The organism is Paenibacillus sp. TC-CSREp1 (genome assembly GCF_050171015.1).
In the GTDB taxonomy this organism is placed as follows: Bacteria; Bacillota; Bacilli; order Paenibacillales; family Paenibacillaceae; genus Paenibacillus; species Paenibacillus silvae.
Window position 1 is genome coordinate 316689 of record NZ_JBNOKM010000009.1, and the last position, 15899, is coordinate 332587.

The following is a 15899-nucleotide window of genomic DNA, read 5'->3' on the forward strand; positions in this document are numbered from 1 at the left end:
GAGCAAAGAGCAGCCCGCGGGTCCGCCCTGGCGGAAGTAATTGGCCGGACTGCTTTTTGCTCTTTTTTTTGTAAAGAGGCTCGGGAAGTATTTTCGGATCTTTAATCGCGCTGAATGCATGATTTTGAAATTTGCAAGAGGAGGTGACGAGAAGCCCTATGTTTCTGAAACGAATAGAGTTGGGTGGATTCAAGTCATTTGCCGACAAAACGGAAATGGAGTTCGTTCGTGGCATTACAGCTGTTGTAGGCCCGAACGGAAGCGGAAAAAGTAATATCTCTGATGGCATCCGCTGGGTGCTTGGTGAGCAAAGTGCCAAATCACTGCGTGGGGGCAAAATGGAGGATGTTATTTTTGCAGGCAGTGATGCACGAAAGGCGGTCAATTATGGTGAGGTTTCGCTTACACTGGACAATGAGGATCATGCGTTAGCTCTTGATTTTGGAGAAGTGACCGTGACCCGGCGTGTGCATCGCAGCGGGGATAGTGAATATTTTATTAACAAACAATCCTGCCGCCTGAAAGATATTACCGAACTCTTTATGGATACCGGTATCGGTAAAGAGGCTTATTCCATCATTGGACAAGGACGAATTGAGGAGATTTTGAGCACTCGCTCTGAGGATCGCCGGGGGATTTTTGAAGAGGCTTCTGGAATCGTTAAATATAAATCACGCAAACGGGATGCTACGCGCAAACTGGATGAGACGGAACAAAATCTGCTCCGTATCCACGATCTCGTAACCGAGCTGGAGGACCAGATTGGGCCGCTGAAGGAGCAGTGCGAAAAGGCAGTGCATTATAAACAGCTGCGTGCAGAGCTGAAATCGAAAGAAATTTCGATGTACGTGTACCAGATTGAACAGATTCATGCTTCATGGAGCAAAGCAAGTGAACGACTGGCGTCCCTTAAACAGGAGGAAGTTGGCCTGGCTGCCATTGTGTCTACTCATGATGCGAAGCTTGAAAATGATCGCAATGCACTGCGCAAGCTGGAAACCGAGACCGAGGAGCTTCAAGCGGCCCTGCTGCAGTTCAGCGAGGCAACGGAGAAGAGCGAAGGGCTGGGAGAGCTGCTTCGGGAACGTGCACGTCATCTACAAGCGAATCAGGAGCAGTTGAAGGAAACGTTGACGGTGAGTGAAGAGAAACATCGTGAACGGGAAGCCGAGCTGCTTGCTTTGCGTGAGAAATTTGGCAAGCTTGAGCTTGAACTGGCTGATGTGAAAAACCGGTTGTCCGAAGAAGAAGCCAAATTGGTGGGCGTAACAGGTGGCATCAGTCAGCAGCAGGAGGAAAGTCTGAAAGGAAACCTGCTGGAGCTTATGAATCAGATGGCGCAGGCGCGAAACGAAATCCGTTATGTGGACCAGCAGAAAGAAACGCTGGAGCGCAGAATGAACCGTGCATCAGAGGAATCCGGCAAATGGGAAGAGCAGAAGGAATCGCTGGAAAGCCGTAAAGCTGAAATCCAGAAAAAGGTAGTTCAGTTAGGCAAGGAAATCAGCGAGCTGCGCGGAAATTACATTTCGGAAAGCGAGCGGCTGCAGTCGCTGCAGAAGCTGCTCGAGGAAAGCCGCAGCACGGTGCGTAAATGGGAGCAAAAGCGTGAGGCCCAGGTGTCCCGCCGGGATACGATGAAAGAGATGCAGGATGATTTTGACGGATTTATGCTTGGGGTCAAGGAAGTGCTCAAGGCTTCACGTAAAGGTGTACTGAATGGTGTACATGGCGCGGTGGCTGAGCTTGTCAAAGTGCCCGAGAAGGTTGAGCTTGCCGTAGAGACGGCCATGGGGGCTGCCCTGCAGCATATCGTTATGGAAAATGAAGCGGTATCAAGACAGGCCATCGCCTTTCTGAAGCAGCGTCAGTTGGGACGCGCGACCTTTCTGCCTCTGGACGTAATTCGCCCTCGTGCCATCGGTGCAGGTGAACGCTCCATGGTTGAGGGGATGGAAGGTTTTGTTGGTATCGGTGCCGAGCTTGTGCAATACGAGGACCGATACGCTTCGATTATTGGCAGCCTGCTTGGCAATGTTATTATTGCAGAAACGCTGGAGTTTGCTAATAAAATCGCAGCGCGCTGCCAATATCGTTTCCGTGTGGTGACGCTGGAGGGCGATGTCGTTAATGCCGGTGGTTCCATGACTGGCGGCAGTCAGCATAAGAAAAACGGCAGTCTGCTCAGCCGCAAGCGGCAGCTGGACCAGCTGGATCAGGATATTCTGGACACCGAGCAGCAGATTGTGAAGCTGCACCGGAGTGTAGATGATGTCAAAGCGCAGTTAGAGCAGTGTCAGGACAAGCTGGATCAGCTCCGTCAGTCTGGTGATGATACCCGGAATGCAGAGCAGCAGGCCTCCATGGAGATGAAGCAGATTGAGCATGAACTGCGTCATGTACTGGAGCAGGTTGCTGCAGCAGGACAGGAGAAGAGCGGGTTTACGGAAGAGATCAAGGAGCTCGATCAGTCCAGGATTGAAGCGGAGAAAAAGCTGGAGCAGCTGGAGGAAGAGGAAAAGGCTACGCATCGTGCGATTCATGCGGCAGAGTTTGCCCGGAAAGCCAATGAGTCAGCCAAAGAAGAGCTGCAGAGCCAGTTAACTGAACTGAAGGTTCGTGAAGGCAAGCTCGATCAGGAGCGTTTCTCCAATGAGGAACAGCTGCGCAGACTGGAGCGCGAGGTGGAATCACTCGTCAAGGATCTGCGGCAAAATCGTACACTTCTGGCTTCGATGGAAGCAGACTTCAAGAAAACGCAGAGCGAAAGTGTGAAGCAGATTGAAGATCTGAACGAATACAAGCTGAAAAAGGCAAATGCCTCTCAGGAGCTGGATTTCAAACGAGCAGCACGGAGTGAATTGTCCAAGAAGCTTGAGCTGGCGGAGAGTGAGACAAAGGAGCAGCGAACACAGCTCAAAGCGGTGGAAGAACAGCTGCGCCAGACCGAAATTTCGGTGAACCGCCTCGATGTAGAGCTTGAAAACATTCTGCGCAAGCTGACCGATGAATACGAGCTCGGTTACGAGCTTGCCAAAGAGCGTTATCCGGTTCCCGAGGATGTGGAAAGCACGCAGGCCGAGGTACAGAAGCTGAAACGTGCCATATCCGCTCTTGGCGATGTGAATCTGGGGGCCATTGAAGAGTTCGAGCGGGTTAATGAGCGCTATGAATTCCTGAATGAGCAAAAAAATGATCTGGTCGAAGCCAAAACGACGTTGTATCAGGTGATTCGTGAAATGGAAGACGAGATGGCCAAGCGCTTCAAGTTTACGTTTGATGCGATTCGCCGTGAGTTCGGCACCGTGTTTACGAAGCTGTTTGGCGGAGGGCGTGCTGACCTTGTGCTGATGGACCCGGAACGGCTGCTGGAAACGGGAATAGATATCGTAGCCCAGCCGCCAGGCAAGAAGCTGCAAAATCTGCAGCTGTTGTCCGGTGGAGAGCGTGCCTTAACGGCTATGGCACTGCTGTTTGCCATTTTGCATGTGAAGCCTGTACCATTCTGCGTACTGGATGAAGTCGAGGCTGCGCTGGATGAAGCGAACGTTGTTCGTTTTGCTCAATACTTGCGTGAATTCTCTGAACAAACACAGTTCATCGTTGTAACCCACCGCAAGGGGACGATGGAAGAAGCAGATGTTCTCTATGGAGTTACAATGGAGGAAGGCGGAGTCTCCAAGCTGGTTTCGGTTAAACTGGAGGATGAGGAAGCTGAAATCGCCTGATTCGGCTGGTGAAACTTGGAGTACAGCTATTAAAATGTTTTGCACACCATTACGATTCAATTATGCACACGATGGAGGGGCTTTATGAGTTTCTTTAAAAAGCTGAGAGACAGCATTGCAAGTAAAACGGAATCGGTGACCAAACAGTTCAAGGACGGACTTGAGAAAACCCGTAAAGGGCTTGTGGAAAAAGTAACCGATCTGGTCATTCGCCGCAAAAAAATAGATGAGGAATTCTATGAGGAGCTCGAAGAAATTCTGATCGGAGCGGATGTAGGCGTCAATACCGTCATGAATCTGATTGAAGACTTGCGTGCAGAGGTGAAAAAACGCAAGATTGAAGATGCAGCTGAGCTGCAGCCTGTATTATCAGAGAAGCTGACGGATTTGCTTCGTGGCGAGCAAAATAACGAGCTGAAAATGAATCCGGATGGCATTACCGTTATTTTGTTTGTTGGTGTGAACGGTGTTGGTAAAACAACAACCATTGGCAAGCTCGCTCATCGCTTCAAGCAGCAAGGGAAAAAAGTAATTATGGCTGCGGGGGATACGTTCCGTGCCGGAGCAATTGAGCAGCTTGAAGTATGGGGACAACGCGCAGGTGTTGATGTGATCAAGCAGCAATCCGGTTCTGATCCTGCGGCTGTTATGTATGATGCGGTGCAGGCTGCCAAGCAGCGCGGAGCAGATGTGCTCCTGTGTGATACGGCGGGTCGCTTGCAAAATAAAACAAATCTGATGGATGAGCTGAACAAAATCTATCGTGTCATTCAACGTGAAATTCCGAGTGCTCCGCATGAGGTGTTAATGGTGCTGGATGCAACTACAGGTCAAAATGCATTGAATCAGGCCAAGCTTTTCGGTGAGAAGAGCGGTGTAACAGGTCTGGTGCTCACCAAGCTGGATGGAACCGCAAAAGGCGGAATTGTTGTCGCCATTCGTCAAGAGCTGGATTTACCTGTGAAGCTGGTTGGACTCGGGGAGAAAATTGATGATCTGCAGGAGTTTGATTCCGAGCAGTTTGTACATGCCTTATTCGCCGGATTAATCCAGGAGCAGCAGACAGAGGACGCTGAAGGCGAGAATAATTAAGCCTGATCAGCAAGGTGTGAACCAAAATAGAACTATTCATCGTATTGCCGCTGCATCATGTGAGAGCTCACGTGTAATGTCATCGGCAATACGTGTATAATGAGAATAACTGAGATAGTAGTGGGTCAGAAAGGAAGGTTGATATGGCCAATACCTATACTTACTCCCGACGTGAAGAGGTTGCTAATGCAGTGACACATGGCATTGGTGCAGCACTCAGTGTAGCTGCCTTAGTGCTGTTAATTGTATTTTCCAGTATGAAAGGCACCGCCTGGCACGTGGTCAGCTTTACGATCTATGGCATTACGATGCTGCTGCTGTATACGAATTCAACACTGGTTCACGCGCTCAAAGAGGGAAAAGCGAAGGATTTGTTTGAGTTTTTTGACCACTCCTCCATTTATCTGTTTATCGCAGGCACATACACACCTTTTTTGTTTATCGCTGTCCGCGGAACGCTGGGCTGGACCTTGTTTGGCATCATCTGGGGCATTGCACTCGCCGGGGTGATCTTTAAAGCCTTCTTTACAAAGAAGTTTCTGTTTATGTCCACGATTTTTTACATCGCGATGGGCTGGCTGATCGTTGTAGCCTGGAATCCGCTTATAGCGGCCATTCCAACGGGAGGCATCGTGCTGCTGGTTGGTGGAGGACTGATGTATACACTGGGCACACTGTTCTATGTGTGGAGAGCATTTCCGTTTCACCATGCCATCTGGCATTTGTTTGTGCTGGCCGGCAGCATTCTGCATTTCTTTGCCGTGCTGATCTATTTGACTCCACTTCGCTAAACGTCTAACGAATCGCCTCGTCGTATCGAGACGTTTCGTTTTTTGTTTTTCAGGCGGGATGCATCAGGTCAGTAGTGGTATGGCAAACAGGCAAAAAGGGCTTGGAAATCGCTTCGCAACGGCGTTTTGGTTCGTTAGAGATCCAGAATTGCTGCTCTTTTTATTGTGACAAGTATTTTTGCTTGACATACTGATTAGATTTAGGTATTATTAGGAACGTTGCAAGAGTGTAAAGTGTTTTTCCTTGACGAAGGGAGTGCCCCGATATGAGTCAAGAAAACCGGCTTGAGAAGACAAACCGGATTAACTTGCTTTTTGCTTTTTATGAATCGCTGCTTACAGAGAAGCAGCAAACCTTTTTGAAGTATTACTTTCATGATGATTTTTCACTTGGCGAGATCGCAGCCGAGTTTGAGATCAGCCGCCAGGCGGTATATGAGCATATCAAGCGTGCTGAGCAAGTGCTGGAAAACTACGAAAGCAAGCTGGGCTTGCTGGAGAAGTATGAGAGACGCAGCCGCTGCCTTGAAGAGTTACAGCAAGCATTGGAACGCGCTGGCGTTACGATGGATAACAACAAACCAATACACGATCTCGTTGCACAGTTGAGTGAGTAACCAATGCACAATGAATTGTGACGAGACGATCTGACAAACGTAAGTAAGCTTAAAGGAGGTGGGATCATGGCATTTGAAGGATTAACGACCCGACTGCAGAATGTGTTCAGCAAGCTGCGCGGCAAAGGCAAAGTGTCTGATGAGGACGTAGCCGAAGCGATGCGCGAAGTACGTCTGGCATTGCTTGAAGCGGATGTAAACTTCAAAGTGGTCAAGGAATTCATCGCCAAAGTGAAAGAGAAGGCTGTCGGCAAAGAAGTAATGGAGAGCTTCACACCCGGAATGGTCATCATTGACATTGTTAACAAAGAGCTGACGGAGCTCATGGGTGGAAGTCAGGCCAAGCTGGCGAAGTCAAACAAACCGCCTACAGTGATCATGATGGTTGGTTTACAAGGTGCGGGTAAAACAACAACGTCCGGTAAACTGGCGAAAATGCTGCAGAAGCAAAACAGCAGACCTTTGCTGGTTGCGGGTGACATCTACCGTCCGGCTGCGATTAAGCAGCTGCAGGTGCTTGGAGAACAGCTTAAAGCACCGGTATTTACCCTTGGTGACCAGACAAGCCCGGTGGAGATTGCTCGCCAGGGCCTGCAGCATGCCAAGGATAACGGCAATGATTATGTAATCGTCGATACAGCAGGACGTCTGCACGTCGATGAGGAACTGATGGAAGAGCTGCGCCAGATTCACAGTGTTGTGAATCCGGATGAAGTACTGCTTGTTGTCGATAGTATGACGGGTCAGGACGCGGTTAACGTGGCAGAGCACTTTAATCAGCAGCTTGATCTGACTGGTGTTGTGCTGACGAAGCTGGACGGTGATACACGCGGCGGTGCGGCATTGTCTGTCAAAGCAGTTACAGGCTGTCCGATCAAGTTTGCTTCTCTGGGAGAAAAGCTGGATGCACTGGAGCCATTCCATCCGGAACGTATGGCTTCACGGATTCTCGGTATGGGGGATATGCTGTCTTTGATTGAGAAGGCACAGTCCAACATTGATACCGAGAAAGCGAAGGAAATGGAACGTAAGATGCGTAATGCCGAGTTTACGTTCGAAGATTTCCTGGAGCAGATGGATCAGGTGAAGAAGCTTGGACCGATTGACCAGATCATGGATATGATTCCGGGTATGGGCAAGATGAAGCAAGCGAAGGACCTGAAGGTGGATGACAAGCAGATGGGCCGGATCGAAGCGATTGTGTATTCCATGACAACCGAAGAGAAACGTAACCCGGACATGATCAATCATAGCCGCCGGAAGCGGATTGCTACCGGAAGCGGAACATCGCTCGCAGAGGTGAATCGTCTGATCAAGCAGTTCGATGAGATGCGCCGTATGATGAAGCAGTTCTCGGATATGATGGGCCCTAAAGGCGGCAAAAACAAAGCGATGAAACAGCTCAAAGGTCTTGGTAAAGGAATGAAGTTTCCTTTCCGTTGATTGAATAGCAGTTTACATGAGAACCAGATTTCATTGAAGGAGGTGAATTTTCAAATGGCAGTTCGTATTCGTCTGAAACGTATGGGTGCTCACAAAGCTCCTTTCTACCGCGTAGTGGTATCGGATTCCCGTTCCCCACGTGACGGTCGTTTTATCGAGGAGATCGGTTACTACAACCCGGTTGAACAACCGGCTGTTGTTAAGATCGATGAAGATAAAGCATTGCAATGGCTTCAAAACGGTGCGCAAGCATCCGACACTGTCCGCAACTTGCTGAGCAAAGCGGGCGTGATGAAGAAATTCCACGAGTCTAAATTATCTAAATAAGGTGCTGATTCGGAGGGTCATCTATGGAAGAATTAGTAAGCATAATTGCTAAGGCTTTGGTCGATCATCCGGAAGATGTGGCGGTTCGGACGGTTGAGAAAGACCGGCTTGTCGTTTACGAGTTAACGGTGCATCCCGACGATGTCGGAAAGGTGATCGGAAAACAGGGACGAATCGCAAAATCTCTTCGTACGGTCGTCACATCAGCAGCAGTTAAGATGGATAAACGGGTTACCGTTGATATCATATCTTAAAGATATACGAAAGGGGGTTAGGATGCATGTCCTAGCCCCTTTTCGTGCATGCTGAACTTAATATGTTGGATTAGTTATTGAATTAAAATATTTTGTGGTATGAGTTACTTCGGAGTAGTGCAGGGGACGGAATCGATTCTGGAGAAGCGTTAGCGTTCGCCTTTATCACCTCATTTTCGCCTTTTATAATAGTTCAAAAAATGAGGGGGTAACAGCGATCGGAAGAACGAACCGTCGCCGGAACGGCCGTACGAGAGTCGAAGTGCCTGTTTATTTTGATTGAATACCGTAGGAGGATTGTATGGCAGAGTTTATGAATGTAGGTAAAATTGTAAATACACATGGGATTCGCGGCGAATTGAAAATCATGCCTTTGACTGATTTTCCTGAGGTTCGTTTCGCTAAAAATGCCGAGCTGTTCCTGTTTACTTCGGATGATCGGCCGGTGCCGGTTACAGTGGAGTCTGCACGTTTGCATAAAAATATGTATATTGTTCGTCTGAAAGAATACGGCAATATTAACGAAGTAGAAAAGTTCAAAGGCGGAATGGCAAAGGTATCGAAGGAAAATCTGGCCGAACTGGAAGAAGGCGAATATTACTTCCATCAGATCGTGGGATGTGCTGTGATCACAGAAGAAGGAGAAACCCTTGGTACCATTACGGAAATTTTAACACCCGGCGCCAATGACGTATGGGTAGTCAAAACACCGGCAGGTAAAGAGGTGCTGATTCCGGTCATTGATGATGTTGTACTGGATGTGAATGTGGAACAAAAGCAGGTCAAGATTCACCTGATGGAAGGACTGCTGTAACATGAAGGTGGATGTTTTAACATTATTTCCTGAAATGTTCGACGGGGTATTCGGTACAAGCATTTTAGGAAAAGCACAGGCCAAAGGGCTGGTTTCGCTTGGGGCGACCAATTTCCGCAATTACGCAACCAATAAACATAATACTGTGGATGATGCACCATATGGCGGCGGTGGGGGCATGGTGCTCAAGCCTGACCCGATCTTTGCTGCGGTAGAAGATATACTGGAGCAGCGCGGAGAAGAAGCAGCGGAGATGAAAGCCCCGCGGATTATTCTGATGTGTCCGCAGGGTGAAACGTTCACGCAGAAGAAGGCGGAGGAACTCGTTCAGGAGGATCATCTGATCTTTATTTGTGGTCATTACGAGGGGTATGATGAACGTATCCGTGAATTTCTGGTGACGGATGAACTGTCCATTGGCGATTATGTGCTTACTGGCGGTGAGCTTCCGGCCATGGTGGCCATTGATAGCATTGTGCGGCTGATTCCAGGTGTGCTGGGGAACGAGACAAGTGCAGTAACGGATTCATTCAGTACAGGCCTGCTCGAATATCCCCATTACACGCGTCCGCCTGATTTTAGAGGCATGAAGGTACCTGATATGCTTCTATCGGGCCATCATCTGAATATTGAGGCCTGGCGTAGAGAACAGTCTCTGATTCGTACGCTGGAGCGCAGACCTGAGCTGCTGGAGACGGCGGAGCTGACCGATAAGGAACGCAAATGGCTTGAACAGTACAAGGCTGAACGCGAGAAGAAATAGTATAAGATGAAGAGCAAGCTATACTTCGAAAAGAAAAAGCCGAAAGGACAGCTAAGGCTGTGCTTATCGGCTTTTTGCATTAGGTGGAAATGAGAATCAGGCTACTACCCTGAGTGCTGATCTAGGGCTTCTCACTGAGGATGTTGGAGCCTGTGCGCAGCAAGGTGGCCATATCGGTATCACTGGTAACGGTCAAGCGGGGTAACACCATAGGTGAGTCGCCGGGATGAACGAATCCGGGTCTGACCGTGAACCCCATGCGATATCCATGCTGATGCAGCTTATATATCATCTGTTGGCTAAAGTACCCGTATGGATAAGCGATATATGGCGTATTGATACCAATGTGCTTAATTTGTTCAATATCGTGATCCAGCAGGCTGGTATCCAGAGTAACGGGCAGATCGTCTCCGCACACCATATAACCTTTGTGATGCAGGTCGTAGGTGTGACTGTTGTATTCAAATACATCACTTCCGGCTTTCATCTCAGGCCAGGAAATATCGCTTTTTTTGCTAGGGTTAAAATCCACCGGTTTGGGCTGAATTCGACTTCCAATCACAAAAAGAGAAGCATGGAAATGATATTTTTTGAGCACCGGATAAGCTAACGTATAATTGTTCTGGTATCCATCGTCAAAGGTGATGACTATTGATTTTTTTGGCAAAGAAATCTCGCCGTTAACATACTTTTCAAGCTGGTCGAGGGTGATTGTCTTATACCCGTTATCGTACAAATATTTCATATTTTCTTCAAATGAGTCCAGATCAATAACTGATTTATTGTGAGGCTCGCGATTGTCCAAGCGAGGGGTAACATAATGATACATGAGCACCGGGACTTCTGTAGCCGTGCCTGGTTTGACAACAAAGCTTGAGCGATCGATTTTGGAACGCATGGAAAAGTCAGGATGCGAGAATGTAAACATTTTGCGCTGTACGATATTCCAGGACGAGCAGGCTTTGTGGGATAAGGCGTTCGTTGGATGATTGACAGCATATGCGTATAAAGTAATGGTGCATGTGAGCAAGGCAGCGGCGGCAAGCAGAATTTTTTTCGTGTACTTCATGTTTCTCTGTTTCTCCTTTAACATTCATCTATGTCTTTAGTTTGTATAAGTGGCTCGCGGAACGAGCGTTTTACTACATGATAGACGATCTTCTATGTCTGAAAGTTACATTATTTTATCCTGTTGAGAGGTTGACTTTTCATCCTATTGGAAATTACTTCTGCAGTTATTATAGGAAATCAGTTGCATTTTACAGCCTCCCGTGTAAAAGCAGGGGAAGTGTTTGTTGCGCAGATTGCTGTAATGCTGCAAATTGCTGTTTATTTTTTCTTGTGTTTTGATATACCACATGATACAATAAGTCTGTTGTGTGGAATACGGCGGTCCTCTATGGATAATGAAGGAGACAAGGTGATCTCTGGAAGAAGTATGAACGCCTGTACGGAAGGAGGGAGTCATAGATGAATATCGTTCAAGCGATTACTCAAGAACAACTTCGCAAAGATATTCCGAGTTTTCGTCCTGGTGACACTTTGAAAGTGCACGTTAAGGTAATCGAGGGAACTCGTGAGCGTATCCAATTGTTCGAAGGTGTTGTGATTAAACGTCGCGGTGGTGGAATCAGTGAGACTTTTACAGTTCGTAAAATTTCTTACGGTGTAGGTGTGGAAAGAGCTTTCCCGCTTCATTCCCCTAAAATCGAGAAAATCGAAGTGGCTCGCCGTGGTAAAGTGCGTCGTGCGAAGCTTTATTATCTTCGTGAACTGCGCGGTAAAGCAGCGAGAATTAAAGAAATTCGTTAATATAACGGATACCGGGAAGGGCTTGGAGACAAGCCCTTTTCGTTTTTGTCCGGGAAAAGTTGAACCGGAGGTACACTTCCGAGTAAAATGGTATGGCGGATATGCGGCGTAAAGTCCGGGAGGATTGGACATCAGTTATCAAAGGCATTTAAAATTGTGGTTGAATGTACTGTAATGCTTGGCTGCAAGAATTACATAACTGAGTGGAGTTTTTTGCTTTCTATGCTTGATGCTGGGATGCGGCAAAAGACTGGATGTATTCTGCTATAAACATGTACTGTGAAGAGAGGAAGATCTTAATATGGAACAAGAAGTTCAACAGGACCAGGGCATACCTGCCGAAGAAAAAAATAATCGATCCAAAAAAGCGAAAAATGAAATTGTGGAGTGGCTGAAAGCTATTGTGATTGCATTGGTGCTGGTCATTCTGATTCGCTGGCTGCTCTTCAAACCATTTGTAGTGGACGGGCCGTCCATGCAGCCGAACTTCTCGACAGGAGAACGTGTCATTGTCAATGAAATTCTGTACGATATTCGTGAGCCCAAGCGTGGTGAAGTTATCGTCTTCCATGTACCTTCCGAAGGACGGGATTTCATTAAACGTGTCATTGCGGTAGCTGGGGATACGGTGCAGGTTCAGGGAGATACGGTAACGGTTAACGGACAGAAGGTTAACGAAACCTATATCCAGGGTGCTATCGATGCAGCCGAGGCGAATGGCGGTACGTATAACGTGAAGGATTTCCCGAATGAACAATTCCCGGATGGCAAGGTGCCGGCAGGGCATGTGTTTGTTATGGGAGACAACCGTCCGAACAGTACAGACAGCCGGATGATCGGTTATGTCTCATTAAAAGATATTATTGGCCGTGCGGATGTTATTTTCTGGCCAATTGGAGAGATTAAGTGGATCAACCACTAACATTCAAAGTATGTATTAAATGAGGTGAAGACAAGGTGACGATACAATGGTTTCCAGGTCATATGACCCGAGCCAGACGCCAGATTCAGGACAAGTTGAAGCTCATTGACGTGGTCATCGAACTGTTGGATGCCCGTCTGCCTGTCTCCAGCCGTAATCCGATGATCGACGAGATTTTGATGGATAAACCACGTATGATTTTGCTGAACAAGTCGGATTTGGCCGATGCCAAGGTGACGCAGGAGTGGATTGAATATTTTAAAAAAGAAGGCATTACTGCTTTTCCTGTGGATGCTTCCACAGGCACAAATGTAAAGGATATTCCTGCTCAGGCAAGACTTCTTCTCAAGGAGAAGATCGACCGTCAACTGGCAAAAGGCATTAATCCCCGTGCTGTTCGAGGGTTGATTGTCGGTATTCCAAACGTAGGCAAATCGACATTAATCAATCGGCTGGCTGGACGCAGCATTGCTGCGACAGGAGATCGCCCGGGTGTAACGAAGGGCCAGCAGTGGATTAAAGTGGGCAAGGAGATGGAACTGCTGGATACACCCGGCATTCTGTGGCCGAAGTTTGAAGATCAAAATGTCGGTTACCGTCTTGCTGTGACGGGTGCAATCAAAGAAGAAATTTTGAATGCGGAAGACATTGCGTTTTTTGGGATCAGTTATCTGATGCGTTATTATTGGGATGCGCTTGAAGAGCGATACGGTCTTCAGGAGTTCTCCCGGGATGCAGACGATTCCGACAGCGTAATTGCCATCATGGAACAGGTTGGCCGAATCCGCGGTTGTGTCATTAGTGGTGGGCGTATTGATCTGGAGAAGGCATCGCGGGCGTTTTTGCGGGAGTTACGCGCAGGTAAGATGGGACGTTTCTCAATGGAAGCTCCTTATTAAGTAGAGACAGCATTACAAAAGCCGAAGGAAGCGGCCGTTACCGGATTACCGGGAACGGTCGTTTTTGTATTCAGAGCAAGGGTCAATGCTAGATGAAATAACGTGTTTTTGGAAGAGAATTGAAGTAAAGTGTGCTTGGTGGAATTGATTCTTCTGTATATGAGTAGTCTCGCAATCATGTTATGATAATTGGTGGTGCAAATTTGTAGAAACATCTGTTTGCATGTATTCAATTTCATATGAAAATAACCGATAAATGAAGACATCACAATGTTTTTGTATTCCTTTTTACAAGGGAACGTTGTGCAGTGACTGGACTCCATCGAAACAAAGATACGAGTGTGAACGTCTAATGTTTAATAGATGGCATGAAACACATTGCTGTATGAATCAGGTATAAAGGAGATGAAAAACATGGCTGTCAACGATGAAATGCTTGAGCTGCAGCTGCCCGATCAGCCGGGCAAACGAAAGAAAAAGAAAAAGGAAGCGAGCGAACCGCAGGACCTGTTGTTGTATGAGCGGGAATATTGGGGTAGCGGCTTTGAATATATTGCCGGGATAGACGAGGTAGGGCGCGGTTGTTTGTTTGGGGATGTCGTTGCGGCTGCAGTTATTTTACCTCCAGGGATTATTTTGGAAGGGGTTAATGATTCCAAAAAGCTGTCCGAAAAAAAGCGCGAAGCCCTGTATGACATTATTATGGAGAACGCACTGGCTGTTGGCGTAGGATATGCGGATGCCGAGACGATAGATCGAATGAACATTAAACAGGCGGCTAGACTGGCGATGAAACATGCTGTAGAGGCACTTAGTGAAACCCCACACTATCTTCTGGTCGATGCTGAAAAGGTAGATGTGAATATTCCACAGCTGTCTATTATTAAAGGGGATGCGAACAGTCAATCTATTGCGGCAGCGTCCATTGTGGCGAAGGTAACGAGAGATCGCTTGTGCAAGGGAGAATGGGATGCGTTATACCCGGAATATGGTTTATCGGTACATAAAGGTTATGCTACGCAATTTCATCGCGAACAGATTATGGCACTCGGGGCTACGCCGATGCATCGGCGCAGTTTTCTCGGTAATTTGTTAGGAGAGCAGCAAACGCTGTTTTGAAATAGAACATCTCGGAAGGAGGGGGAGAGAGTTGAATATCAGCTCTATGATTCGTGGTTTGATTGGAGACGGCAAACCAGGGAATGCGAAGCCGCTCGAATTAAAGGAGGGTCAGGTTGTTCGTGGCTCTGTGGTCAGTGTATCGGATGATGGGGGCGAGGCCGTGCTGCAGATTCAAGGTGTGCAGGTACGTGCCAAACTGGAGACTCCACTCCGTCCGGGCGAAACAACACTGCTTCAGGTTCAGCCTCCAGGTGAAAATGGCATGACCGTTATGAAGCCCGTTGCGGGTTCTCTGACAGAGCTGCCGCAGGCTTCATTAAACAATCTTATGCAGGAGGTTGGTCTGCCTGACACCAAGGATAACCGGGAATTGCTGATATCGATGCAGCGCAGCGGTCTGCCTTTGACCAAGGATAATGTAGCGATGGTACAAACGATGATGGCAGCCAAACCTGCCCAAGTGCCTGTGGAAGAATGGGTACAGGCAGCGGGGATTGCTTTTCAGCGCGGACTTCCTGTGACGGCAGAGACAGTAAAAGGATTACATCAGACTGTATTTGGACCTCCGCTGCATCAGTTGTTGAGCGGATTAGCGGATCAACTGGAGTCTCTGCTCTCTCAGACAACAGGTAAACCGGTTCCGGGAGGAGAGGCAGCGACCAATGCCAAACCGGGGATTGTAGCGGGACAGCCGGGAACTTCTGCGCCGCTTCCTGCTGCAGCTGTCCACCCAGAAGGGGAAGCAGTCACAGTGGCGGCCCTTGTAAATCGCCCGGCGGCGGGAATGCCAGGGGCAGCCGCTTTGTCCTCGCAGCAGCAGACTCAGACTACGCAAGCTGCTAATGCTGCAGCGGCAGCGAATGGTGGAGAAGCTGCCGCTGATGATGTGAGTCAGATGTCGAAGGGCAGCATGCCGCAGCAGACGAGTCAGACGCAGGCCAGTCCTGAGGCAGGCGCGAAAGGGGCTGCCAGCCAAGCTGATGCGGCTGGCAGAGGCAGTGCAGGTATTCCGGCGGGTAGCGGAATACCCGCGGAGAGCCCGCGAGCTGCGGACACGGGCATGAGTGGCAGCCGCCCGGGAACTCCGGGGGCGGCGGAAGCTGTGGCTGGCCGCGGAAGCGCCGGCCAGCCTGAAGCAGCGGCCGTGCGTGCAGACGGCCGCCCTGACACGCCTGCTGCTGCGGCAACGCAGTCCGCAGCAGGGCAGGCCGCGCCAGCGGCGCCTACGCCAGTGCAGCTGGCGCCCAAGCTGCTAGCGCTGCTGGACGCGCTGCGCAGCGCGTCCCCTGCCGCCCCCACCCATCCCGGCGCGACA

The 15899-nt window shown here is 48.7% G+C and carries 14 protein-coding genes and 1 pseudogene; 14 read left to right on the forward strand and 1 reads right to left on the reverse strand.

The window, feature by feature from the left end; translation table 11 throughout:
* Positions 1–158: 158 nt before the first annotated feature.
* From smc to trmD, 9 genes are all read left to right on the forward strand, one after another.
* Positions 159–3728, forward strand: coding sequence for a chromosome segregation protein SMC (gene smc / locus ACQSGY_RS16195; RefSeq protein WP_427052626.1), 3570 nt, complete (start codon positions 159–161; stop codon positions 3726–3728).
* 84 nt (positions 3729–3812) lie between these two features.
* Complete coding sequence (ftsY, locus tag ACQSGY_RS16200) at positions 3813–4820, forward strand: signal recognition particle-docking protein FtsY (RefSeq protein WP_184180199.1); 1008 nt, start codon at positions 3813–3815, stop codon at positions 4818–4820.
* 143 nt (positions 4821–4963) lie between these two features.
* The gene (gene trhA / locus ACQSGY_RS16205; RefSeq protein WP_111269982.1) at positions 4964–5611 is read left to right on the forward strand and encodes a PAQR family membrane homeostasis protein TrhA; all 648 of its coding nucleotides are present in this window, start codon (positions 4964–4966) and stop codon (positions 5609–5611) included.
* 266 nt (positions 5612–5877) lie between these two features.
* A complete protein-coding gene (locus ACQSGY_RS16210) occupies positions 5878–6228 on the forward strand; it encodes a putative DNA-binding protein (RefSeq protein WP_111269983.1) in 351 nt (116 codons plus the stop codon).
* 66 nt (positions 6229–6294) lie between these two features.
* Entirely contained in the window at positions 6295–7671 is a 1377-nt protein-coding gene (gene ffh, locus ACQSGY_RS16215) for a signal recognition particle protein (RefSeq protein ID WP_111269984.1), read from the forward strand.
* 54 nt (positions 7672–7725) lie between these two features.
* Complete coding sequence (gene rpsP / locus ACQSGY_RS16220; RefSeq protein WP_056700527.1) at positions 7726–7998, forward strand: 30S ribosomal protein S16; 273 nt, start codon at positions 7726–7728, stop codon at positions 7996–7998.
* Between the two features lie 23 nt (positions 7999–8021).
* Positions 8022–8252 carry a KH domain-containing protein gene (locus ACQSGY_RS16225; RefSeq protein WP_024630185.1) on the forward strand — a complete coding sequence of 77 codons (231 nt, stop codon included), beginning with the start codon at positions 8022–8024 and terminating at the stop codon, positions 8250–8252.
* A 301-nt stretch (positions 8253–8553) separates the two neighbouring features.
* The gene (gene rimM / locus ACQSGY_RS16230; RefSeq protein WP_427052627.1) at positions 8554–9066 is read left to right on the forward strand and encodes a ribosome maturation factor RimM; all 513 of its coding nucleotides are present in this window, start codon (positions 8554–8556) and stop codon (positions 9064–9066) included.
* Position 9067: 1 nt separating this feature from the next.
* Complete coding sequence (trmD, locus tag ACQSGY_RS16235) at positions 9068–9829, forward strand: tRNA (guanosine(37)-N1)-methyltransferase TrmD (RefSeq protein WP_427052628.1); 762 nt, start codon at positions 9068–9070, stop codon at positions 9827–9829.
* A gap of 121 nt (positions 9830–9950) precedes the next feature.
* On the opposite strand, the gene ACQSGY_RS16240 is transcribed toward trmD, so the two are convergent.
* Complete coding sequence (locus ACQSGY_RS16240) at positions 9951–10898, reverse strand: polysaccharide deacetylase family protein (RefSeq protein ID WP_427052629.1); 948 nt, start codon at positions 10896–10898, stop codon at positions 9951–9953.
* A gap of 401 nt (positions 10899–11299) precedes the next feature.
* Between ACQSGY_RS16240 and rplS the strand changes: the two genes are divergently transcribed.
* The 5 genes and pseudogenes from rplS to ACQSGY_RS16265 form a co-directional block, all read left to right on the forward strand.
* Positions 11300–11641, forward strand: coding sequence for a 50S ribosomal protein L19 (gene rplS, locus ACQSGY_RS16245; RefSeq protein ID WP_110893202.1), 342 nt, complete (start codon positions 11300–11302; stop codon positions 11639–11641).
* A gap of 301 nt (positions 11642–11942) precedes the next feature.
* Positions 11943–12563: a signal peptidase I gene (lepB, locus tag ACQSGY_RS16250; RefSeq protein ID WP_111269987.1), complete on the forward strand. Its 621-nt coding sequence runs from the start codon at positions 11943–11945 to the stop codon at positions 12561–12563.
* A 35-nt stretch (positions 12564–12598) separates the two neighbouring features.
* Positions 12599–13462: a ribosome biogenesis GTPase YlqF gene (gene ylqF / locus ACQSGY_RS16255; protein ID WP_110893198.1), complete on the forward strand. Its 864-nt coding sequence runs from the start codon at positions 12599–12601 to the stop codon at positions 13460–13462.
* 414 nt (positions 13463–13876) lie between these two features.
* Positions 13877–14581 carry a ribonuclease HII gene (locus ACQSGY_RS16260; protein ID WP_427052630.1) on the forward strand — a complete coding sequence of 235 codons (705 nt, stop codon included), beginning with the start codon at positions 13877–13879 and terminating at the stop codon, positions 14579–14581.
* A 31-nt stretch (positions 14582–14612) separates the two neighbouring features.
* Positions 14613–15899, forward strand: a pseudogene (locus tag ACQSGY_RS16265) (hypothetical protein); the annotation flags it as partial.

Excerpts from the sequence above, each read along its gene's own strand:
- rimM (WP_427052627.1), top strand. The coding sequence starts at position 8,554 with ATGGCAGAGTTTATGAATGTAGGTAAAATTGTAAATACACATGGGATT.
- rplS (WP_110893202.1), top strand. The coding sequence starts at position 11,300 with ATGAATATCGTTCAAGCGATTACTCAAGAACAACTTCGCAAAGATATT.
- ACQSGY_RS16210 (WP_111269983.1), top strand. The coding sequence starts at position 5,878 with ATGAGTCAAGAAAACCGGCTTGAGAAGACAAACCGGATTAACTTGCTT.
- smc (WP_427052626.1), top strand. The coding sequence starts at position 159 with ATGTTTCTGAAACGAATAGAGTTGGGTGGATTCAAGTCATTTGCCGAC.
- trmD (WP_427052628.1), top strand. The coding sequence starts at position 9,068 with ATGAAGGTGGATGTTTTAACATTATTTCCTGAAATGTTCGACGGGGTA.
- ftsY (WP_184180199.1), top strand. The coding sequence starts at position 3,813 with ATGAGTTTCTTTAAAAAGCTGAGAGACAGCATTGCAAGTAAAACGGAA.
- ACQSGY_RS16260 (WP_427052630.1), top strand. The coding sequence starts at position 13,877 with ATGGCTGTCAACGATGAAATGCTTGAGCTGCAGCTGCCCGATCAGCCG.
- rpsP (WP_056700527.1), top strand. The coding sequence starts at position 7,726 with ATGGCAGTTCGTATTCGTCTGAAACGTATGGGTGCTCACAAAGCTCCT.
- ACQSGY_RS16240 (WP_427052629.1), bottom strand. The coding sequence starts at position 10,898 with ATGAAGTACACGAAAAAAATTCTGCTTGCCGCCGCTGCCTTGCTCACA.
- trhA (WP_111269982.1), top strand. The coding sequence starts at position 4,964 with ATGGCCAATACCTATACTTACTCCCGACGTGAAGAGGTTGCTAATGCA.
- ffh (WP_111269984.1), top strand. The coding sequence starts at position 6,295 with ATGGCATTTGAAGGATTAACGACCCGACTGCAGAATGTGTTCAGCAAG.
- ACQSGY_RS16225 (WP_024630185.1), top strand. The coding sequence starts at position 8,022 with ATGGAAGAATTAGTAAGCATAATTGCTAAGGCTTTGGTCGATCATCCG.
- lepB (WP_111269987.1), top strand. The coding sequence starts at position 11,943 with ATGGAACAAGAAGTTCAACAGGACCAGGGCATACCTGCCGAAGAAAAA.